17 protein-coding genes and 1 tRNA gene are annotated in these 20,841 nt (G+C 69.9%); 13 read left to right on the forward strand and 5 right to left on the reverse strand.

Annotated features, from left to right (window positions below; translation table 11 throughout):
* From HPA02_RS15790 to HPA02_RS15845, 12 genes are all read left to right on the forward strand, one after another.
* Nucleotides 1–511: methyl-accepting chemotaxis protein (locus HPA02_RS15790; protein ID WP_244945945.1), on the forward strand; the 511-nt coding region annotated here is incomplete at its 5' end.
* Nucleotides 508–1,371, forward strand: coding sequence for a CheR family methyltransferase (locus HPA02_RS15795; RefSeq protein WP_232341008.1), 864 nt, complete (start codon nt 508–510; stop codon nt 1,369–1,371). The genes HPA02_RS15790 and HPA02_RS15795, both read left to right, overlap by 4 nt.
* 116 nt (nt 1,372–1,487) lie before the next feature.
* Nucleotides 1,488–2,552: a protein-glutamate methylesterase/protein-glutamine glutaminase gene (locus HPA02_RS15800; RefSeq protein WP_146804172.1), complete on the forward strand. Its 1,065-nt coding sequence runs from the start codon at nt 1,488–1,490 to the stop codon at nt 2,550–2,552.
* Nucleotides 2,553–2,594: 42 nt separating this feature from the next.
* Nucleotides 2,595–4,268, forward strand: a complete 1,674-nt coding sequence (locus tag HPA02_RS15805) for a methyl-accepting chemotaxis protein (protein ID WP_146804173.1) — start codon at nt 2,595–2,597, stop codon at nt 4,266–4,268.
* Nucleotides 4,269–4,375: 107 nt separating this feature from the next.
* A complete protein-coding gene (gene cheY, locus HPA02_RS15810; protein WP_146804174.1) occupies nt 4,376–4,765 on the forward strand; it encodes a chemotaxis response regulator CheY in 390 nt (129 codons plus the stop codon).
* Between the two features lie 32 nt (nt 4,766–4,797).
* Entirely contained in the window at nt 4,798–5,487 is a 690-nt protein-coding gene (cheZ, locus tag HPA02_RS15815; RefSeq protein WP_146804175.1) for a protein phosphatase CheZ, read from the forward strand.
* A gap of 180 nt (nt 5,488–5,667) precedes the next feature.
* Nucleotides 5,668–6,834 (forward strand): flagellar biosynthesis protein FlhB, encoded by a 1,167-nt coding sequence (gene flhB / locus HPA02_RS15820; protein ID WP_146804176.1) that lies wholly within the window; start codon nt 5,668–5,670, stop codon nt 6,832–6,834.
* Entirely contained in the window at nt 6,831–8,915 is a 2,085-nt protein-coding gene (gene flhA, locus HPA02_RS15825; RefSeq protein ID WP_146804177.1) for a flagellar biosynthesis protein FlhA, read from the forward strand. The genes flhB and flhA overlap by 4 nt, the downstream gene beginning before the upstream one ends.
* Nucleotides 8,912–11,533 carry a flagellar biosynthesis GTPase FlhF gene (gene flhF / locus HPA02_RS18355; protein ID WP_222594005.1) on the forward strand — a complete coding sequence of 874 codons (2,622 nt, stop codon included), beginning with the start codon at nt 8,912–8,914 and terminating at the stop codon, nt 11,531–11,533. Before flhA ends, flhF begins: the two co-directional genes overlap by 4 nt.
* A 28-nt stretch (nt 11,534–11,561) precedes the next feature.
* Entirely contained in the window at nt 11,562–12,452 is an 891-nt protein-coding gene (locus tag HPA02_RS15835; RefSeq protein ID WP_146804178.1) for a hypothetical protein, read from the forward strand.
* A complete protein-coding gene (locus HPA02_RS15840; protein ID WP_146804179.1) occupies nt 12,449–12,838 on the forward strand; it encodes a flagellar protein FlhE in 390 nt (129 codons plus the stop codon). Before HPA02_RS15835 ends, HPA02_RS15840 begins: the two co-directional genes overlap by 4 nt.
* Nucleotides 12,839–12,988: 150 nt before the next feature.
* The gene (locus HPA02_RS15845) at nt 12,989–13,687 is read left to right on the forward strand and encodes an RNA polymerase sigma factor FliA (RefSeq protein ID WP_146804180.1); all 699 of its coding nucleotides are present in this window, start codon (nt 12,989–12,991) and stop codon (nt 13,685–13,687) included.
* Between the two features lie 123 nt (nt 13,688–13,810).
* Here the strand turns inward: HPA02_RS15845 and HPA02_RS15850 are convergent, their stop codons facing one another.
* Nucleotides 13,811–15,889 (reverse strand): carboxy terminal-processing peptidase, encoded by a 2,079-nt coding sequence (locus HPA02_RS15850; RefSeq protein ID WP_146804181.1) that lies wholly within the window; start codon nt 15,887–15,889, stop codon nt 13,811–13,813.
* Nucleotides 15,890–16,021: 132 nt separating this feature from the next.
* On the opposite strand from HPA02_RS15850, the gene HPA02_RS15855 reads away from it, so the two are divergent.
* Nucleotides 16,022–17,320, forward strand: a complete 1,299-nt coding sequence (locus tag HPA02_RS15855; RefSeq protein ID WP_146804182.1) for a M18 family aminopeptidase — start codon at nt 16,022–16,024, stop codon at nt 17,318–17,320.
* A 96-nt stretch (nt 17,321–17,416) separates the two neighbouring features.
* Here the strand turns inward: HPA02_RS15855 and HPA02_RS15860 are convergent.
* The 4 genes from HPA02_RS15860 to HPA02_RS15875 form a co-directional block, all read right to left on the reverse strand.
* Nucleotides 17,417–17,493 (reverse strand) — tRNA-Met (locus HPA02_RS15860).
* A gap of 77 nt (nt 17,494–17,570) precedes the next feature.
* Nucleotides 17,571–19,631 carry an FUSC family protein gene (locus HPA02_RS15865; RefSeq protein WP_146804183.1) on the reverse strand — a complete coding sequence of 687 codons (2,061 nt, stop codon included), beginning with the start codon at nt 19,629–19,631 and terminating at the stop codon, nt 17,571–17,573.
* Nucleotides 19,632–19,635: 4 nt separating this feature from the next.
* Nucleotides 19,636–20,502 carry an efflux RND transporter periplasmic adaptor subunit gene (locus tag HPA02_RS15870; protein WP_146804184.1) on the reverse strand — a complete coding sequence of 289 codons (867 nt, stop codon included), beginning with the start codon at nt 20,500–20,502 and terminating at the stop codon, nt 19,636–19,638.
* Nucleotides 20,502–20,717, reverse strand: coding sequence for a DUF1656 domain-containing protein (locus HPA02_RS15875; RefSeq protein ID WP_146804185.1), 216 nt, complete (start codon nt 20,715–20,717; stop codon nt 20,502–20,504). Before HPA02_RS15875 ends, HPA02_RS15870 begins: the two co-directional genes overlap by 1 nt.
* Nucleotides 20,718–20,841 lie beyond the last annotated feature (124 nt).

Raw genomic sequence — 20,841 nt, forward strand, 5'->3', positions numbered from 1 at the left:
CAACCTGGCCAGCCGCTCCTCCAACGCCGCCGGCGAGATCCGTCAACTGATCGACGGCTCCGCCAAGGAGATCAGCAGCGGCGCCGGCCTGGTGCAGCGCGCCGAGGGAGCCATCGAGGAAGTGGTGGCCGCGGCGACCCGGGTCAACGACATCATGGGCGAGATCTCCGCAGCCTCCGAAGAGCAGAGCTCGGGGATCAACCAGATCAATCAGGCCATTAGCCAGATGGACGATGTCACCCAGCAGAATGCCGCCCTGGTGCAGCAGTCCGCCGCGGCGGCCTCGAGCCTCGAGCACCAGGCCCTGCAACTGGCCAATGCGGTCTCCGCCTTCCGCCTGGCCGGCAGCGGCTTCGAGGAGATCCGCGCCGCCAAGGCGGCCCTGGCCCAGGAGAATCAGCGTGGCGCTAGCGCCCAGGCACGGCTGCCGCGCGGCCAGGAGGCCGAAACGTCACGGACCCCGGCGGCACCCAAGGCGGATGCCGCCACCGAGGAGTGGGAAGCATTTTGAACGCACCATCGTCCTGGGAGAGCGTCGCTCAGCCGAGCGGCGCCCTCGAGAAGGATCTCGAGCTGACGGCGGCCGACTTCGCGCGCATTCGTGAGCTGATCTATCAGCGCGCCGGCATCGTGCTGGCGGAGCATAAGCGCGAGATGGTCTACAGTCGGCTCGCCAAGCGCCTGCGCCATCATGGCCTGACCCGGTTCAGCGATTACCTGGCGCGTCTCGAGCGCCAGCCCCAGGCCAAGGAGTGGGAGGCGTTCACCAACGCCCTGACCACCAACCTGACCGCCTTTTTCCGCGAGGCCCATCACTTCCCGCTGTTGGCGGAGCATGTGCGGGCCCGCCCCGGACCGGTCCGGGTCTGGTGTGCGGCGGCCTCCACCGGCGAGGAGCCTTACTCCATCGCCATGACCCTCACCGAGGCCCTGGGCTCCCGGGCGAGCCAGGCGGAGGTGATCGCCACCGATATCGATACCGACGCCCTGGCCCGGGCACGGGCCGGCATCTACCCCATGGAGCAGGTGCGCAAGCTCGACGAGGCGCGGGTCAAGCGCTTCTTCCTGCGCGGCAACGGGCGCCATGCGGGGATGGCCAAGATTCGTCCCGAGCTGGCCGATCGGGTGGCCTTCGAGGAACTCAACCTGCTGGCCCCCAGCTGGCCGGTCAGCGCTCCCTTCGATGCGATCTTCTGCCGTAACGTGATGATCTACTTCGACAAGACGACCCAGGCGCGGATCCTCGAGCGCTTCGCCCCGCTGCTCAAGCCGGACGGCCTGCTGTTCGCCGGCCACTCGGAGAACTTCTCCTATATCAGCGAGGCCTTCCGCCTGCGCGGCCAGACCGTCTATACCAAGGCGCCGCGGTAGGGGGAAGCGACCCGCCGGGACCGCCAGGGCGACAGCGTTAAAGTCGCCGACGCCCCGGCCGATATTCCCAGTTGAACGTTGTCGGGCGCCTGGCGCCCCAGCCAAGGAGGACTGCCTTGAGTGCAGCCAAGATCAAGGTGCTGTGCGTCGATGATTCGGCGCTGATCCGTGAGCTCCTGACCGAGATCATCAATCGCCAGCCCGACATGGAAGTGGTGGCCGTGGCCCCCAATCCCCTGGTGGCCCGTGACCTGATCAAGCAGCACAACCCGGATGTCCTGACCCTGGACGTGGAGATGCCGCGCATGGATGGCCTCGATTTCCTCGAGCGCCTGATGCGCCTGCGCCCTATGCCGGTACTGATGGTCTCGTCGCTGACCCAGGCCGGTTCCGAAATCACCCTGCGCGCCCTGGAGCTGGGCGCCCTGGACTTCGTCGCCAAGCCGCAGATGGGCATCCGCCACAGCATGATGGAATACGGCGCCGAGATCGCCGAGAAACTGCGCGCCGCGGCCCGCTCGCGGCCCCGCCAGGCGCTCCGCGATGCCAAGGCGCCGCGGCCGGCGGCCCTCAAGGCGCCGCTGGTCTCCAGCGAGAAGCTGCTGATCATCGGCGCCTCTACCGGCGGCACCGAGGCGATCCGCCAGGTGCTCGAGCCGCTGCCGGCCAATGCCCCGGCGATCCTGATCGCCCAGCATATGCCCGGCGGCTTCACCCGCTCCTTCGCCGAACGCCTCGATCGGCTGTGCCGCATTCGCGTCAAGGAGGCCGAGGATGGCGAGCGTATCCTGCCCGGTCACGCCTATATCGCCCCGGGGGATGCCCACCTGCAGCTGGCGCGCAGCGGCGCCAACTATGTGGCGCGCCTGGACAGTGGGCCGCCGGTCAATCGGCACCGCCCCTCGGTGGACGTGCTGTTCCGCTCCGCCGCCCAGCAGGCCGGCCGCAATGCCATCGGTGCCCTGCTTACCGGCATGGGCAAGGACGGCGCCCAGGGGCTCTTGGAGATGCGCCAGGCCGGGGCGGTGACCCTGGCCCAGGACGAGGCCAGCTGCGTGGTCTTCGGCATGCCCCGGGAGGCGATCGCCATCGGCGGGGCCAGCGAGGTGGTCGGCCTGGACGAGATGGCGCCGCGACTGATGGCGCTGGTGGCCGCCTCCGGGCGCGCCCAGCGGGTCTAGTCCCCGCGCTGACGTCGTTCCATAACGAGAGAGGGAAGCAAGATGCTTGGGTTATTGCGCAGGATCAGTATCCACGGAGCCATGGTCGGCGTACTGGCCTGCTTCGTGCTCTTCTTCGGCAGCGTGGCGCTGATGGGGGTGTTGGTCGATCGCAATGCCGATCATACCCTGCACACCCTCAATCAGATCAGCGTCGAGCAGCTCAACGAGATCAATCGCGCCGAGGGCCTGCTCTTCCAGGCACGGGTCGAGCTGGGCGGCGCCGCCAGCCATCTCTATGACTCCCGTCAGGCCGAGGCCGAGCGCGGGCTCGGGCGCGGCGGCGAGTTGCTGGCGCGGGCCGCGGAGCACTTCAACAACTTCGTGGGCGTTCCTAAGACGCCCCAGGGCGAGGAGTTGGCGGCGGCCCTGGCGCAGGAGTTCTCGAATGTGCTGACATTGGTTCAGCGCCAACATCAGGCGCTGATCCGCGGTGACCTCGACGACTTCGAGGCGCTGCGCGAGGCCCTGGTGGCCCCGAGCACGGCCCTGGAGGCGAGCGCCGCCGCCTTCGCCGACTACGGGTTTCGCCGCAATCAGGCGCTGATGGACGACTATGCGGCGAGTTCTAGTCGCTTCGCCTGGATCGGCCTGGCAATCGTCCTGGCCACCGGCGTGATGCTGGTGATGCTCTACCTGGGCCTGCGCAAGATCGTGATCCGTCCGCTGGGTCAGGCGGTGGAGAGCCTCAAGCGCATCGCCAAGGCCGACCTCTCCGCGGAGATCAAGGTGCTTAGCCGCAACGAGATCGGCGCGTTGTTTGCCGCCATGCGCGACATGCAGCAGGGCCTGGCCCAGACCGTGGGCACGGTGCGTGACAGCAGCGCGGCCATCCATGGCGGCACCCGCGAGATCGCCGCCGGTAACGCCGACCTCTCCTCGCGCACCGAGCAGCAGGCCGCCTCCCTGGAGGAGACCGCCTCGAGCATGGAGGAGCTCACCGCCACCGTGAAACAGAACGCCGATAACGCCCGTCAGGCCAGCGGCCTGGCCCGGGAGGCCTCCACCACCGCCGAGCGCGGCGGCGAGGTGGTCGAGCGGGTGGTGACCACCATGCATGGCATCGCCGACAGCTCCCAGAAGGTCTCGGACATCACCGGGGTAATCGACTCCATCGCCTTCCAGACCAATATCCTGGCGCTGAATGCCTCGGTGGAGGCGGCCCGGGCCGGCGAACAGGGCCGCGGCTTCGCGGTGGTGGCCGGCGAGGTCCGCAACCTGGCCAGCCGCAGCGCGGATGCGGCCAAGGAGATCAAGGCACTGATCGATGGCTCGGTGGCCCAGGTGCAGGAGGGCTCCACCCTGGTGGAGCAGGCCGGTGCCACCATGCAGGAGGTGGTCACCGCGGTGAAGCGCGTCACCGATATCATGGACGAGATCTCCGCCGCCTCCCAGGAGCAGAGCGACGGCATCGAGCAGGTCGGCCAGGCGGTGACGCAGATGGATGAGGTCACCCAGCAGAACGCCTCCCTGGTGCAGCAGGCCGCCACCGCCGCCGCTTCCCTGGAAGAGCAGGCCTCGAGGCTGGAGCGGGCGGTGGCGCAGTTCCGCCTGGCCCAGGGGGCGGCCGAGATGCCGGCCCCTCGCCACGGGGCGCGACCCGCCGCGGCGGCGCCCCGCGCGTTGCCGACCCGTCCCAGCGAGGCCCTGGCCGAGGATGACTGGGAAGAATTCTGAGCGCGGCGGCCCACCCGGTCGCCGTGACCGAGCCAAGCAACTGACCCCCTGATGATCGGTGCGCCGATCACCATTGAACGACAGCCACGCAGTAACGAGGAAAGCTAATGGCCGACAAGAATATGAGCATTTTGGTGGTCGACGACTTCCCCACCATGCGGCGTATCGTGCGCAGCCTGCTCAAGGAATTGGGCTTCACCAACGTGGACGAGGCCGAGGATGGCCAGGATGCCCTGAACAAGCTGCGCGGCGGTGGCTTCGAGTTCGTCGTCTCCGACTGGAACATGCCCAATATGGATGGCCTGGAGATGCTCAAGCAGATCCGCGCCGATGAGGCCCTCAAGGCGCTGCCGGTGCTGATGGTCACCGCAGAGGCCAAGAAGGAGAACATCATCGCCGCCGCTCAGGCCGGCGCCAACGGCTATGTGGTCAAGCCGTTCACCTCGGCGACCCTGGAAGAGAAGCTCAACAAGATCTTCGAGAAATTGGGCAAGTAACGGCACGGGGGATTCCCCCATAGGAGACAGGCATGAGCGGTGAGGCTTCCCAAGGGTCGACCCAACAGGGCGCTCCCGATGATCTGATCCAGCGCATCGGGTCCCTGACCCGCACGCTGCGCGACAGCATGCGGGAGCTGGGGCTCGACAAGGAGATCGAAAGGGCCGCCGAGGCGATTCCCGATGCCCGGGACCGCCTCAGCTATGTGGCCAACATGACCGAACAGGCCGCGGACCGGGCGCTGAATGCCATCGACCGTGCCCAGCCGCTGCAGGATCAGCTGGGCAACGAGGCCGAGGCGCTGGACAAGCGCTGGGCCGAGTGGTTCGAGCACCCCATGGAGCTGGATCAGGCCAAGGCCCTGGTGCGCGAGACCCGCCACTACCTGGGCTCGGTGCCGGAGGTGACCCAGGCCACCAACAAGGAACTGCTCGAGATCATGATGGCCCAGGATTTCCAGGATCTCACCGGCCAGGTCATCAAGAAGATGATGGACGTGATCCGCGAGATCGAGCACCAGCTGGTCCAGGTGCTGTTGGACACGGTGCCCGACGGCGAGGAGCGCGAGGCCATGCAGCGGCGTGCCGCCGGCCAGTGGGAGGCCGATGCCAAGAAGCGCGAGGAGTCGCTGCTCAACGGGCCCCAGATCAAGCCCGAGGGCGCCGATATCGTCACCAGCCAGGACCAGGTGGACGACCTGCTCGACGAGCTGGGCTTCTAGGCCTTCAACGAGCTACCCCGGCCCAAGGCCATTGGGGGCGATCTCGTCCCCCTGTCGAAAAGCGCGGTAGTCGTGGATAAGACCACGATTGACCGCGCTTTTTGGCGTATCGTCCTTTCCCCCCCTTGCCCACAATGAGGCCCCGGGCGGTGGAGCCGTCCGTGAGCGACAGGGCGGGTCATGGCCGAGGGCAGCAGCGACGATCAGGAAAAGACCGAAGAGGCGACGCCACGACGCCGGGAGAAGGCCCGGGAGGACGGGCAGGTCGCCCGTTCCCGTGAGCTGGCCACCTTCCTGCTGCTGCTGGCCGGGGTGATCGGCTTCTGGGGGCTGGGCGAGACGCTCTATGGCCAGCTCGGCACGGTGATGGAGCAGGCCTTCCTCTTCGAGCGCCGCCACGCCTTCGAGACCATGCCGATGCTCAGCCACGCCTGGACCCTCGGCGAGCGGACCCTGATGGCGCTGATGCCGCTCTTCCTGCTGCTGACGGTGGTGGCCCTGGTGGCCCCGGCCCTGCTCGGTGGCTGGCTGATCTCCGCCAAGTCCCTCAAGCCCCAGCTCAGCAAGCTCAATCCCGCCAAGGGCCTGAAGCGCATCTTCGGCGTCCAGGCCCTGGTGGAGCTGACCAAGGCCATCGCCAAGTCGCTGCTGGTGGGGAGCGTGGCGGTGGCCTTCCTGTGGCACACCAAGGGCGAGTTCCTGGCCTTGATGGATCAGCCCATCCAGCAGGCCCTGGCCAGCGCCCTGCGCCTGGCGGCGATGGCCGCGGGGCTGATGGTGCTGACCCTGCTGGTGGTGATCCTGATCGACGTGCCCTACCAGCTCTGGCACCACGCCAAGCAGCTGCGCATGTCCAAGGAAGAGATCAAGCGCGAGCACAAGGAGTCGGAGGGTGACCCCCACGTCAAGGCACGCATCCGCCAGCAGCAGCAGACCATGGCCCGGGGACGCATGATGAGCGAGGTGCCCGAGGCCGACGTCATCGTCACCAACCCTAGCCACTATGCGGTGGCGCTGCGCTACGAGGAGGGCGGCATGCAGGCCCCGCGGGTGGTGGCCAAGGGCGTCGATGCGGTGGCGCTGCGCATTCGCGAGCTGGGCGATGCCCACGGCGTGCCGCGCCTGGAGGCGCCGCCCCTGGCCCGGGCCCTCTACCGCCACGTGGATCTCGAGGCGGAGATCCCGGTCGCCCTCTATACCGCCGTGGCGGAGGTGATGGCCTGGGCCTTCAACCTCAAGCGCGCCGATGCCAGCGGCGAGCCGGTGCCGCCGCGGCCCGGCGACCTGCCGGTGCCGGATGAACTGGCCGTTCCGCCGGAGCGGCCATCAAGCGAGGAGCCTCGATGAGAGCGCTGAATGACTATCTGGGTCGCCGCGACTGGGCGAACCAGGTCCAGATGAAGCTGCTGGCGGGACCGCTGCTGATCCTGCTGGTGATGGCGATGCTGATCCTGCCGCTGCCGCCCTTCGCCCTGGACCTCTTCTTCACCTTCAATATTGCCCTGGCGGTGATGGTGCTGCTGGTCAGCATGTTCACCCGCCAGCCGCTGGACTTCGCCGCCTTCCCGGCGGTGCTGCTGTTTACCACCCTGCTGCGGCTCTCCCTCAATGTCGCCTCGACCCGGGTGATCCTGATGGAGGGGCACCAGGGGGGCGACGCCGCCGGTAAGGTGATCGAGGCCTTCGGTCAGTTCCTGATCGGCGGCAACTTCGCCGTGGGCCTGGTGGTCTTCGCCATCCTGGTGGTGATCAACTTCATGGTCATCACCAAGGGCGCCGGGCGGATCGCCGAAGTGGGCGCCCGTTTTATGCTCGATGCCATGCCCGGCAAGCAGATGGCCATCGACGCCGACCTCAACGCCGGCCTGATCGGCGAGGAGGACGCCAAGAAGCGCCGCGCCGAGGTCTCCCAGGAGGCCGACTTCTATGGCTCCATGGATGGCGCCAGCAAGTTCGTGCGTGGCGACGCCATGGCCGGCCTGGTGATCATGGTGGTCAACGTGATCGGCGGCCTGCTGATCGGCATGCTGCAGCACGACATGGCCTTCGGCGATGCCGCCCGCACCTACACCCTGATGACCATCGGTGACGGCCTGGTGGCGCAGATTCCCGCCCTGGTGATCTCGACCGCCGCCGGCGTCACCGTGTCCCGGGTCACCACCGACCAGGACGTCGGCCAGCAGATGCTCAGCCAGCTGTTCGTCAATCCCCAGGTGTTGATCCTGGCCGCCGCCGTCATGGGCCTGCTGGGCCTGGTGCCGGGCATGCCCAACCTGGTGTTCCTGGTCTTCACCGCCCTGCTGGGCGGCCTGGCCTGGCTGCTGATCAAGCGTCAGCAGGAGAAGCTGGTGCAGGAGGCGGAGAGTGCGCCGCCGCCGGCGCCCCAGGAGGCCCCGGAGGCGAGCTGGGACGACGTCCAACTGGTGGATACCCTGGGCCTGGAGGTGGGGCACCGGTTGATTCCCCTGGTCGACCAGCGCCAGGACGGCGAGCTGCTGGGACGCATCAAGAGCGTGCGCAAGAAGTTCGCCCAGGAGGTGGGCTTCCTGCCGCCGGTGGTGCATATCCGCGACAACCTGGAGCTGGGTCCCAATACCTATGTGATCACCCTCAAGGGGGTGGAGATCGGCCGCGCCGACGCCTACCCGGGCAAGTGGCTGGCCATCGACCCGGGCCAGGTCTCCGGCCAGCTCGACGGTACCCCCACCGAGGATCCCGCCTTCGGCCTGCCGGCGGTATGGATCGATGCCGGCCAGCGCGAGCACGCCCAGGTCTACGGCTACACGGTGGTGGATGCCGGCACCGTGGTGGCCACCCACCTCAATCACCTGCTGCATCAGCACGCCGCCGAGATGCTCGGCCGCGGCGAGGTGCAGCAGTTGCTCGACAAGCTGGGCGAGGAGCACAAGCCCCTGGTGGAAGAGGTGGTGCCCAAGGCGATCTCCCTGACCGTGCTGCAGCGGCTGCTCCAGCAGCTGCTCGATGAGGAGGTATCGATCCGCGACCTGCGCACCATCCTCGATACCCTGGCCGAGCATGCGCCTCAGCAGCAGGACGTGGGAGAACTGACCGCCCTGGTGCGCATCAGCCTGGGTCGGGCGATCACCCAGCAGTGGTTCCCGGGCCATGACGAGCTCCACGTGATCGGCCTCGACGCCCAGCTCGAGCAGGTGCTGCTGCAGGCCATGAACGGCAACGGTGCCCTGGAGCCGGGCCTGGCGGATACCCTGATGACCCAGGCGGAACAGGCCCTGGAGCGCCAGGAGGCCAAGGGCGAGCCGCCGGTGCTGGTCGTGCAGCACGCCCTGCGCCCGGTGCTGTCCCGCTTCCTGCGCCGTCGCCTGCGGCACCTGGTGGTGATGTCCCAGGCCGAGATTCCCGATGACCGCACCCTGAGAGTGACCAGCCTGGTGGGAGGTAATGGATGAGCGTGACCCGCTTCCTGGGCGCCAATGTGCGCGAGGCGATGCGCCGGGTGCGCAGCGCCCTCGGCGACGACGCCTTGATCCTGGCCAATCGACGCACCGCCGAGGGGATCGAGATCCTCGCCACGACGGAGGCCGAGGCGGCGGACTCGCCGCAGGCCCCGGCGGCGTCCCAGACCGAGGCGCCGGCCTCCGACAGCGAGGCAGACTTTAGCCTGCCCGCCGGACGCAGCCCCGCGAGCTTCGCCCAGGCCCTGGCGGCGCGCCATGGGGTGAGCCTCCCCGAAGATTCAGTATCGGACCCGGCATCGCGGGATTCCGCGTCCGATTCCCTTCGGGCCCAGGCCCTGGCGGCGCGTCATGGGGTGAGCCTGCCGGCCGGTGAGGCGGATGTCGAGGCCGCGGAGCTCCGCCGCGAGACGCCGCCGCCCAAGCCGTTGAGTCGTGCCCGGGCCGCCTATTCACCGGCCCCGGATGCCTACCCTGAGCCTCCGGAGGCGAGCGGCTATCCCATGCCACCCGAGCCGGCCGCTGATCCAGTGGCCCCGAGGCCGGGCGGTTATCCCGCGGCCCCGGAACCGGCCGCCGGCGAGGCTGCCATCCCACCCGCGGCGGCACCCGGCATCGGTCAGCCAGCCGGCGCCACCAGCGACCCGGCCGATTTCGTCGCCCTGAGCCAGCGGCTGCTTAGCGAGGTGCAGGACATGCGCCAGCTGCTGACCCGGGAGCCGCCGGCCCGGGAGGGACGCCCCGGCGCCCTACAGGGGTTGCAGCGCCAGTTGGTGGCGGCCGGCTTCGGTCATGCCCTGATCAGCGAACTGCTCGCCGGCCTGCCCACCGAGCTGGCCCTGGAGGATGCCGGGGCGGCGCCGGTCCAGGCCTGGCTCAAGCGCACCCTGGCCGCCCGACTGACCACCCGGGACGATGAAGAGAGCCTGTTCACCGAGGCCGGTATCCTCGCCCTGGTGGGGCCCACCGGGGTGGGCAAGACTACCACCACCGCCAAGCTGGCGGCCCGCTATGTGATGCGTCACGGCCCCGAGGGACTGGCCCTGGTGACCACCGACAGCTACCGCATCGGTGCCCATGAGCAACTGCGCATCTATGCCGATATCCTCGGTGTGGAGGTGCATGCCCTGGACGCCGAGACGCCCCTGGAGGGGCTGCTGGGGCGCCTGGCCGACAAGGCCCTGGTGATTATCGACACCGTGGGCATGAGCCAGCGCGACCAGCGCCTGGTGGATCAGGTGGCGCGGCTGCAGCGGGGGCGGCGTGGGGTGCGGCTGATGCTGATGCTCAGCGCAACCAGCCAGGGGGAGACCCTGGAGGAGATCGTTCAGACCTATTGTCGCGCCGCTCGCGGAGCGGGAGCACGCCTCGAGGACGTGATCCTCACCAAGCAGGACGAGGCGGCGCGCCTCGGCCCCTTGCTGGATGGGCTGATTCGTCATGGCCTGCGGCTCAACTTCGTCTGTCATGGGCAGCAGGTGCCCGAGGACATGGCCCGCGCCGATGGGCCGGCCCTGGTCGAGACGGCGCTCGCCAGCGCCGAGGCGGCGCCCAGCAACGGCCAGGTAGCGGCGGAATTGCCGCGCTTGACGAGCTGGTCCCGGGACCTGGCCGGTCAGAGTCGCGCCCTGGGCGCCGCCTGGCGCCGCCTGGGACGCTCGCTGCCCGCCTTCTCACCCCTGGCCGAGGCCTGGCAGGCGGCGGGCCTGCCGCCGGCGGAGCAGGCCAGGCATCTGGAGGCCCTGTGGTCCAGCGAAGCAGCCGAGGCGGGCACCATCATGCGCTGGGCGCGGCGGCGTCCCCAGGCCCAGGGCTGGCGACAGCCCGACCAGCGCCTGACGCCCCAGGGCCTCGGCCTGGGGCTGCCCGCCCTGCAGCATCGCCAGCCCGCCGATGAGATCGAGCGGCTGGCCTGGGCCGAGGCCCTGGGGGTTCGCGCCCACCTGTTGCCGAGCCTGCCCGGTCGTGACGCCTGGGACTGGCTGGGCGAGCGGGTGCGACCCTGGCTGAGCCAGGCCCAGGCCGGCGCCCGGGTCTGGCACCGCGGCGAGCGCCTGACCCTCGGCGAGCTGGTGGGGCAGGGCGAGGCGCTGACGCCGCTGCCCTGTCGTTACCGCCAGGAGGCGGCGACCCTGAGCCTGCGCCAGTTGGCGGTGGCGGCGTCGCCGGCGGGTAGCCGCCGCCAGGAGGACCGCGCCCTCTGGGCCTGGTGCGGCGAACTGCAGAGCGATACGGGGCGGCGGCTGGGGCGCCGTTACTGGCTGTCGCCGGCCTGGCTGGAGTGGGATGCCCTGGAACTGTTGCGTCATCAACTGGGCCTGGAGGGCCTCGAGCGACTGACCCGACGCGCCTGGCAGCAGTTGCCGGAGGCCGGGCTCGAGCCCCTGGAGCCGCAGCTGCGCTTGACCCTGGCCGCGGGGCTGGCCGCCCTTGCCCAGGCCCTGGAGCACAGCGAGGCGCCCTGGGCCCTGGACCTGCGTGGCGAGCTGCTGGCCCTGCAGGGCGGACGCCGGGCGCGTAGCGCCGGCCGGCTGCTGGATGGCCTGGTCCAACTGCTGATCGCCAGGGATGCCCTGCGCAGCCTGACCCTGGGGCTGGAGGAAGTACGATGAATCAGGCGACGTTCGCCGGGGAGGCGGGATGGTGAGTGCCGATCAGGCCCAGGGCCTGCGCCGCTGGGTCGAGAGCCAGGGACGTGGTGACGAGGATAACGAGGGCCCGCGAGCCATGGACAGCGTCGAGAGCCAAGCAGAGAGCCAGGGACGCGACGGCGAGGAAGGCCCGGCCCCGGATGTTATGGACGGTGACGCAGCGGTCTCGCCCGCCGAGGGCGGTGGCGGGGAGGATCGAGAGACCCTGATCGCCAGGACGCTACGAGAGATCGCCCTCGCGGCGCCCGCCGAGGCATCGACGCCGCGGCCCGCGACTCCCGGCGAGGGCGCCACGCCGAGCCCCGCCCCGGGCGCATCGCCCGAGGACCGAGAAACGGCGATCGCCAGGGTGCTGGTCGAGATCGCCCGTGCCGAGCCACGGGCGGCAGCGCAGCCCCCCCCCGCGAAGCCGACTTCCGAGAGGACATCGCCCTCCGCGAAGCCGCCAACGCCGCCGAAGGCGCGGCCTAACGTCGCCAAGGCGGCCGCGCCGAGAGCGGCTGTCGAGCCGGCGGCGCGACACCGGCTGCGGGTGCTGGGGCTCGCCGAGGAGGAGCGCCCCCGGGCCCAGCGGCTGCTGGCCGCCTGGGCCGAGCGCGGCCAGCGCTGGGTCGGTGATCCCCGCGCCTGGCGCCTGGCGGCGGTGCCGGCGGAGGCCCTGGGGCGTCATCCCGCCCAGGGGCGCTGGGCGCTCTGGGTGGCCCCGGGCCCGGACGCCTTTCGTCGCGGTTATCGCCTGTTGCTGGCGCTGAGTCGCCGCCCCGGACCGCGGCGCCTGCTGCTGTTGATGCCGGGGATGCGTTCCCGTCGTGGGCTGCCGGATAACCTGGTCCAGGTGGCCGCCGACCTGGGGATCGACCTGCTGGTGATCACCCCGTGACGCGGGGGCTCGTCGCGCTGCTCGCCCTGTGGCTCGCCGGCCAGGCCCTCGCCGCCGGCAGCTGGGTGGCCGAGGCGCCGCCGCTGCGACTCTCGCTGAGTGATCGCGACAGCCGCTCGGCGCCCCTGGCGCCACCACCCGGGATCGCCGAGGGGGCCGAGATCACCCGGGTGCGCTGGCGCCTCGAGGCGCCGCCGGGCGCCTTGCCGCCGCTGCGCCTGTGTCAGGGGAGTCGTTGCCTGCCACTGAGCGGCGCCCGCGGCGTGAGCGAGGGCCTGGCCGGTGCCGCGGCGGATCGTCCCCTGCGCCTGCAGGGCCGCCTGCCGCCGGGGCGGGTGGGGGCCCTGACCCTGGGCGGTATCCAGGTGATCGTCGACTATCGCTGAAGGGCACCCCGACTTTGGCCGAGATAGCCTGAATAGCCGATGGAGTCGACGGCTATTCGCGCCTTTCCGGCGTGGCCGGGGCCCAATAATAGGAGAGAGTCGGTCGGCGCCGTCGACCGAGTGAGACGACCTTCCAGTTCGAGGCGAGGCATGTACACGGCACAGGGCAAGATCGATCAGACGGCGCTCGTCGAGCAGTATCTGCCGGTGGTGAGGCGACAGGCCCTGGCACTGCAGGTGCGGCTGCCGGCGGGCATCGAACTGGATGACCTGATCCAGGCCGGCATGATGGGCCTGCTGGATGCCATGGGGCGCTACGACGCCTCGGCGGGTGCCACCTTTACCACCTTCGCCAGCCAGCGCATTCGCGGCGCCATGATCGACGAACTACGCAGCCGCGACTGGCTGCCGCGCAGCGTGCGCCGCAATGCCCGGGCCCTGGATGCCAGCATCCGCCGCCTGGAGCAGCAACTGGGGCGCCCCCCCGAGGAGCGCGAGATCGCCGAGGACCTGGAGATCGATCTCGACACCTATTACCAGTTGTTGGGGGATACCAATAATGGCCATCTGCTGCCCTTCGAGGAGCTGGTGGCGGAGGGTCAGGAGCCCAGCGCCGAGGAGGAGGGCGCCTCGCCCTTCCTGGCGCTGCTGGGCGGCGAGCGTCGCGAGCGCCTGGTGGCGGGCATCGAGGCCCTGCCGGAGCGCGAGAAGCTACTGATGGCGCTGTACTATCAAGAGGAACTCAACCTCAAGGAGATCGGTGCCGTGCTCGGCGTCACCGAGTCCCGGGTCTGTCAGCTGCATAGCCAGGCGATCGGCCGGCTACGCTCGCGCCTCGCCGAGGAGTAGGGCGCGGCCCGCTGGACCCAAGTTTCCCTAGACCTACCGCTGCTTCGGCAGCGGTTTTTTTGTGGTCCCGACGCGCCTCGGCCCCGGCGATTGCCGGGGCCGAGGCGTGAGACGAGGGTGGGGTCAGCGGTCGTTGTGGCTGAGCCGCGTGTCACCGCCGTCGAGTAGCAGGGCGTAGTCGAGGAGGATCTCGGCGGACTCCTCCACCTCGGCGCGATCCAGCGGGGTCGCCGCTTCCGCCTCCTCGTCGTTGCCCCGGGCATCCACCCAGTCTTCCAGCGGTTCCAGCCCCAGGGCCTCGCGACGGGTGTTCTCCAGTGCCAGCTGACGGGCCTCCTGGGCCTCGAGCTCCCGCTGGCGCCGCTCGCGGTTGAGGCTGACGCTGGTCCGATCCTCGCGCAGCTCGCGCACCAGCTCGGCCTGGTTCTGCAGGTAGACGAAGTTGGGGTGGTCGTCGATGCGTTCCCGGTGGCCGGCACGCAGCGCCTCGATCACCCGCCATGGCTCACCATAGTGGCGATACTGGACGGCGCGCACCTGGTCCCAGGCCAGGGCATTGTCGAGGCTGCTCTCGCCGATCTCCTCCGGGTCGATCAGGCTGGGGAAGAGGATGTCCGGATCCACGCCGCGGTGCTGGGTGCTCTCGCCGGAGATGCGATAGAACTTGGCGCGGGTCAGCTTGATCTGGCCGTGGCTCAGGTCGTTGAGGGTCTGGACGGTGCCCTTGCCGAAGGTGCGGTTGCCCAGCACCAGGCCGCGGCCGTAGTCCTGGATGGCGCCGGCGAAGATCTCCGAGGCGGAGGCGGAGAGGCGATTGACCAGCACCGCCAGGGGGCCATCGTAGAGGCTGCCGCTCTCGGTGTCGCCATACAGGCTGATGCGGCCGCGGGCGTCGCGTACCTGTACCGTGGGGCCGCGGTCGATAAACAGCCCGATCAGGGAGTTGGCCTCGTGCAGCGCCCCGCCGCCGTTGTTGCGCAGGTCCAGCACGATGCCGTCGACGTCCTCGGCCTTGAGCTCCTGGACCAGGCGCGCCACGTCGCGGGTGGTGCTGCGATAGTCGCTCTCGCCGGCCTGCCAGGCATCGAAGTCCACGTAGAAGGTCGGCACCTGGATCACGCCGATGCGATGGCGTTCGCCGTCCCGCTCGAGCTCGATGATCTCGCGGCTGGCGGCCTGATCCTCCAGGGTCACGGTATCGCGGGTGATCTCGATGACCCGCGAGCGGGTCATGTCCACCGCCTGGGCCGGCACCACGTCGAGGCGCACCACCGAGCCCTTGGGCCCGCGGATCATGTCGACCACTTCATCCAGGCGCATGCCCACCACATTGACCATCTCGGCGTCGTCGTCCTCGCCCTGGCCCACGGCGACGATGCGATCCGCCGGGGCCAGCAGCCCCGACTTGTCGGCGGGGCCGCCGGGCACCAGGCTGGCGACCTTGACGTACTCGTCCTCGGTCTGCAGCAGGGCGCCGATGCCCTCCAGGGAGAGGCGCATCTGGATATCGAAGGACTCCCCCTGACGCGGCGAGAAGTACTCGGTATGCGGGTCGATGGTGCCGGTCACCGCCGCCATGAAGAGGCCGAAGACATCGTCGCCGTTGGTCTGGCGGATCCGGTTGAGCTGGCCCTCGTAGCGCTGGCGCAGGTTGTCGTGCATCTGCGCCTCGTCCTGGTCGGCCAGCAGCTGGGTCAGGGCGGCATTCTTGAGGCGCTTGCGCCAGAGTTCGTCGAGTTCGGCCTCGCTCTGCGCCCAGGGCGCCCCGTCGCGGTCGAGCTCCAGGCGGTCGTCGCTCTCGAAGGTGAAGTCGAGGCCCGCGTCGAGGCGTGCCAGGATCCACTCCAGGCGATTCTCCAGGCGCTGCTGGTAGCGCTCGTAGAGGGCGTAGATCGGTTCCAGCTCGCCGTCATAGAGGGCCTCGTCCAGGCGGTCCTCCAGGTGACGGAACTCGTCGACGTCGCTGGCCAGCAGGTAGGCGCGCTGGGAGTCGAGGATATCGAGGAGGCGCCGGAAGGCCTGCCGGGACCAGTCGTTGCCCAGGCTGACGTCCGCATAGTGGCTGTAGCGTAGCGATTCGGCGACCTCGGCGGCGGCCTGACGCTGGGCATCGGTGGGTAACGAGGTGGCGAGGGTCGAGGCGCTGAATAGCAGGGTCAGCGCCAGGACCGTCAGGCGCCGTAGGGCGACAGTCAGGCTCATCAATGAAGCACTCCCGAATTCATGTACACTTCCCATCCTTAGAAGACACGCTTGCGGCCGCAGGGTTGCACCGACGAACCGGCATTGTAGCAGCCCTTGTCGCCAGTCACAGACCCTTGTGAGAGGTTCCCTATGCCCCATCTTCCTACCCTCGAACGCCTGCTCGGTTTCCTGCAGCGCTCGCCGACGCCCTGGCACGCGGTGGCCAATATGGCCCAGCGCCTGGAGCAGGCCGGCTACCGTCGCCTGGACGAGACGGCCGGCTGGCGACTGAGCCCGGGGGAGAAGGTCTATGTGACCCGCAACGACTCCTCGATCATCGCCCTGCAGCTGCCCCGCGGGCCCCTCGCGGCGCTGCGCATGATCGGCGCGCATACCGACAGCCCCGGCCTGCGCCTCAAGCCCAACCCCGCCAAGGTCGCCCACGGCTGGTTGCAGCTGGGCGTCGAGGTCTACGGCGGCGCCCTGCTGGCGCCCTGGTTCGATCGCGACCTGGGCCTGGCCGGGCGGGTCCACCTGCGCCGTGACGACGGGCGTATCCAGGGGGTGCTGCTCAATGTGCCGCGCCCGGTGGCCGTGGTCCCCAGCCTGGCCATTCACCTGGATCGCGAGGCCAACAACGGTCGCGCCATCAACCCCCAGACCGAGATGGCGCCGGTGCTGCTGCAGGGCGGCCAGGCGACGGACTTCGAGGCACTGCTCAAGCGCTGGCTCTATGAGCAGCATGGCCTGGAAGGGGTGGCCCTGCTCGATTTCGAGCTGGCGCTCTACGACACCCAGCCGCCGGCCCGGGTCGGGGTGGAGGGCGAGCTGATCGCCAGCGCCCGCCTCGACAACCTGCTCTCCTGTTTTATCGGCCTGGAGGCGTTGCTGGCCTCGGACGGCGAGCAGGGCGCCGTGCTGGTGGCCAACGACCACGAGGAGGTGGGCAGCGCCAGCGCCTGCGGCGCCCAGGGGCCCTTCCTGGAGGACGTGCTGCGCCGAGTCAATGCCCAACTGGGGGAGGGCGGCGACGAGGACTTCGTGCGCCTGATCCAGGCCTCAAGAATGATCTCCTGTGACAACGCCCATGCGCTGCATCCCAACTTCGCCGACAAGCACGACGCCGGCCATGGCCCGGCCATCAATGGCGGCCCGGTGATCAAGGTCAATGCCAATCAGCGCTATGCCACCAACAGCGCCACCGCGGCGATGTTCCGCGACCTCTGCCAGGCGCAGGGGGTGCCGGTGCAGACCTTCGTGACCCGCGCCGACATGGGCTGTGGCAGCACCATCGGGCCGATCACCGCCAGCGAGCTCGGCGTGCCGACCCTGGACGTGGGGGTGCCCCAATGGGGTATGCACTCGATCCGCGAGACCTGCGGGGTGCGCGACGCCGATCAGCTGATCCGGGTGCTGAGCGGCTTCGTCAATCGCGCCGACCTGGTGTGATGGCATCGCGGGGCGGGTTCCCCCGTCCCGCGATGCGTCATCCCCCAGACGAAAAAACGCCCGCCTGGCGAACCGGGCGGGCGTTTTCTGCTGTTTTGGTGGCTACGCCCTGATTCGAACAGGGGACCCCATCATTATGAGTGATGTGCTCTAACCAGCTGAGCTACGTAGCCAACGGCGCGTATCCTACCCAACAAGGGACTGATACGTCAAGACTTTTTGATGCACCTCGCGGCAAGGGCCCCGGTCGTTAGCCGGCCTCGGCGGCGAGGGGCGCGGGATCGGCATCGGGATGGCGCCCGGCCTGGGCCGCCAGGGCCAGGTCGAGACGGCGCAGCAGGCCCTCGAGCAGACGATGTTCCCGCGGGCTGACCCGAGGGTGTGCCGCCAGGGCATTGAGCAGTGCCTCGCTGGCCGGCGTCAGCCGGGAGTCCCGGCGGCCGTCGGCGCTGGCCGCATAGGCCGTGGCCAGGGCGGCGAACAGGCGGCGCTTGGCGGCCTCCACGGTCGGATCCTCGAGGCCATCCAGGCGGCGGCGCAGCAGCAGGCCGGCGTAGCCCAGGTCCAGGCCGGTGAGCCCAAGGGCGAACAGATGGCGTCGTGCCTCCGGCAGGTCGTCATCGTGGCGGGCCAGGTCCAGCAGGCGATCGACCATGGCGCCACTGAAGCGTGCCTCCGCCTGATGCAGCGGGCGGCGGTAGAGGCGTCGCAGGTCGTGCACGGTGGCGCGGATCAGGCGCCGTCGGCGCAGCTCGGTGGGCAGGCCGGGCAAGAGCCGGAAGCCCATCACCACGGTAGAGACGCCGACGAGCATGCCCAGGGCACGATTGGCGAAGTCGTCCACGGCGAAGCTCATGGCATTGCCGGGCATAATCAGCATGATATTGCCGATCACGAAGGCCAGGCAGGGGCCCATCAGGCGTGGCTCGGCGGCGCCCAGCAGGCCCAGGAAGAGCGGGGTGAGCAGCAGCAGGGTGAGCAGCGGAAAGCCGTTGGCCGGGGCGAGCAGCACATGGCCGAACAGCAGGGCGCTGGGGATCGCCGCCAGCAGCCCCTTCAGGTAGAGCAGGCTGGCGGTGACCGGGCGCTCGAAGCCGGCGAACAGCGCCGAGAGCAGGGTCGCTATCATCATCGCGCCCATGGCCCCTTCCCAGCCGGTGGCCAGCCAGGCCCAGGCCAGCAGGGCGAAGGCGCCGCCGGCCCGCAGGGCATTGAGCAGGGCGCTGAGGCGGTCGCGATGGCGCGTCGGCGCCGTGCCATGCAGGCGCTGGCGGCCCGGCGCGGCGATGGCCGCCCGGGCATCGAGCATCACCAGGGCATGACCCAGGGCCTCGCGCAGGCCGATCAGCAGGCGCTGGTGGGCCAGGTCGCCCGGCGTATCCGAATCGGCGGCCGCGACCGCCTCGAGGGCGGCCAGTACCCGGTGACGCAGCGCCTGGAGGCGAGCCCGGGTAGCCGCCTCGTCGCCATAAGCGGAGAACAGCGCCGCGGCCTCGTCGATCAGCCGGCGACCGGCCGCCTGGGCCGGCACCCGGCCATCTTCGAGCAACTGCTGGAGGGCATGCAGGGTGGCCATGAGGCGCAGGGTGCGATGGCCGAGGAGATGGCTGGCTCGGATGCGCCCGGCGCCCTCGGGGTCCTCGTAGCGGGCGGCGCGGCTATCGGCCTCGAGTTGGGCCAGGGGCGCAAGGGCGGCGGTCAGGCTGGCCTGTCGCGAGCCGGGGGCGGCGTCGCCGAGACGCTGGGCGGCATGGGTGAAGGCCTGGGTCAGCGCCGTATCGGCCTGGGCGATCAGGTGGTCGCGGACCCGTACCGGCCATAGCAGGGCACTGACCAGGGTCGCGCAGAGGGCGCCCAGGCTCAGCTCGGTGAGCCGCTCCACGGCCACCCCGAACAGGGCCTGGGGCGTCGCGGCGGCGATCACCACGATCAGCATGGCGGTCACCGAGGCCATGATGCAGCCGTAGGCGGCGTTGCCGTGCTGCAGCGAGCTCACGTAGGTGCACAGCATGATCCATAGCGTCAGGGTCCCGAGGGCCGCCGGGGGCACCTGCACGAAGGCCGCCATGATGAGGGTGCCGGCCAGGCAGCCGGCCAGGGTGCCGGCCAGCTGGCTCAGCCCTTTCTCGATCACCATGCCGCTGAGCGGACGCAGTTGCAGGAAGGCGGCCGAGATCAGCGCCCAGTAGGGACGCTCCAGGTCGAGCCATAGCGCCACATAGAGGGCCAGCAGCATGGCCAGGGTGGCCTTGATGGCGAAGCGCAGGGCGCTGGCCGGGGGAGCCAGGTAGGCCTGGCGCCAGATCGACACGGGGTTACTCCGCCGCGGCGTCGAGGATGCGCACCGAGGCGGTCATGCCGACGCTGAGGGGCAGCCCCTCGGGCAGCGCATCCAGGGCGATATGCACCGGAATGCGCTGGGCCAGGCGCACCCAACTGAAGGTCGGCTGGACCCGGGGCAGCAACTGGTCGTCGGGGGTGGTGTTGGGATCGGCGATGCCGCGACCGATGGCCGCCACCCGGCCGCTGAGGGTGATATCGCCGCTCATCAGGTGCACCCGGGCGGGATCGCCCACGCGGATCCTCGGCAGCTTGGTTTCCTCGAAGTAGCCGGTGACATACCAGGAGTCATCCCGGACCAGGGCCATCACCGGCGTACCGGCGGTGATGGGGTTGCCGCCGGCGAGTCGCAGGTTGAGTACATGGCCGGCCACGGGGGCGGTGACGGTGGTATGGGCCAGGTCGAGGCGGGCGCGGGCCAGCTCGCTCTCGGCCTGGGCCAGGGCGGCGGCGGCCACCCGGCGGTCGATGCGTGCGGCCTCGAGATGCTCGGCACTGAGCACTCCGGCCCCCAGGCGGTCGCGGCGCTCGGCCTCGTGGCGGCGCAGCTCGAGTTCGGCGCGGCGCCGCTCCAGGGTCGCCTCGGCTCCTTCGACCAGGTGCCGGTAACGGTCGGGCTCGATGCGAAACAGCGGTTCGCCGGCGGCGACCGCCTGGCCGTCGGTGACCCACAGGGTCTCCACCGGCCCCGAGACCTGGCTGGCCAGGGTGATGATCTCGGCCCTTACCCGGCCGTCCCGGGTCCAGGGCGTATAGAGGTAGGCGTACCAGAGCCAGAGGCCGGCCAGCGCGGCCAGGGCCACGACGGCCAGGGTCACGAGCAGACGGAGTCGAGTGCGCATCAGAGGCTTCCTGGGCCGATCGCCAGGAAGGCGATGGCGGCGGTCGAGAGGAGGAACAGCGAGGCGTCGAACCAGGCCTCGAACCACAGCCGACGACCGGGCAGCAGGCGGTGCAGGCCCCAGCGCAGCGCCAGGGTGGCGAGGGCGACGAGCAGGGCATAGAGCAGCAGGGGGGCGATATAAAGGCCGCCGAAGGCGAATTCCTTGAGCTCCATCTCCGGATTCCGAACGGGGGGCGAGCCTAGAGTCTACCCCGCTGGGCACGGCCGTAAAACCGTGGCGGCCCGGGGGGCATTTCCTTCAAGGGGCTGAGAGGCGCTGGGGGCAAGCCGGAGCAAA

The sequence above is a fragment of the Bisbaumannia pacifica genome, assembly GCF_007989625.1.
In the GTDB taxonomy this organism is placed as follows: domain Bacteria; phylum Pseudomonadota; class Gammaproteobacteria; order Pseudomonadales; family Halomonadaceae; genus Bisbaumannia; species Bisbaumannia pacifica.

Coding starts and splice junctions, on each gene's coding strand:
- HPA02_RS15855 (WP_146804182.1), top strand. CDS start 16,022: ATGCCCCATCTTCCTACCCTCGAACGCCTGCTCGGTTTCCTGCAGCGC.
- HPA02_RS15835 (WP_146804178.1), top strand. CDS start 11,562: ATGGTGAGTGCCGATCAGGCCCAGGGCCTGCGCCGCTGGGTCGAGAGC.
- HPA02_RS15845 (WP_146804180.1), top strand. CDS start 12,989: ATGTACACGGCACAGGGCAAGATCGATCAGACGGCGCTCGTCGAGCAG.
- HPA02_RS15850 (WP_146804181.1), bottom strand. CDS start 15,889: ATGAGCCTGACTGTCGCCCTACGGCGCCTGACGGTCCTGGCGCTGACC.
- flhA (WP_146804177.1), top strand. CDS start 6,831: ATGAGAGCGCTGAATGACTATCTGGGTCGCCGCGACTGGGCGAACCAG.
- flhB (WP_146804176.1), top strand. CDS start 5,668: ATGGCCGAGGGCAGCAGCGACGATCAGGAAAAGACCGAAGAGGCGACG.
- HPA02_RS15870 (WP_146804184.1), bottom strand. CDS start 20,502: ATGCGCACTCGACTCCGTCTGCTCGTGACCCTGGCCGTCGTGGCCCTG.
- flhF (WP_222594005.1), top strand. CDS start 8,912: ATGAGCGTGACCCGCTTCCTGGGCGCCAATGTGCGCGAGGCGATGCGC.
- HPA02_RS15875 (WP_146804185.1), bottom strand. CDS start 20,717: ATGGAGCTCAAGGAATTCGCCTTCGGCGGCCTTTATATCGCCCCCCTG.
- HPA02_RS15805 (WP_146804173.1), top strand. CDS start 2,595: ATGCTTGGGTTATTGCGCAGGATCAGTATCCACGGAGCCATGGTCGGC.
- cheY (WP_146804174.1), top strand. CDS start 4,376: ATGGCCGACAAGAATATGAGCATTTTGGTGGTCGACGACTTCCCCACC.
- cheZ (WP_146804175.1), top strand. CDS start 4,798: ATGAGCGGTGAGGCTTCCCAAGGGTCGACCCAACAGGGCGCTCCCGAT.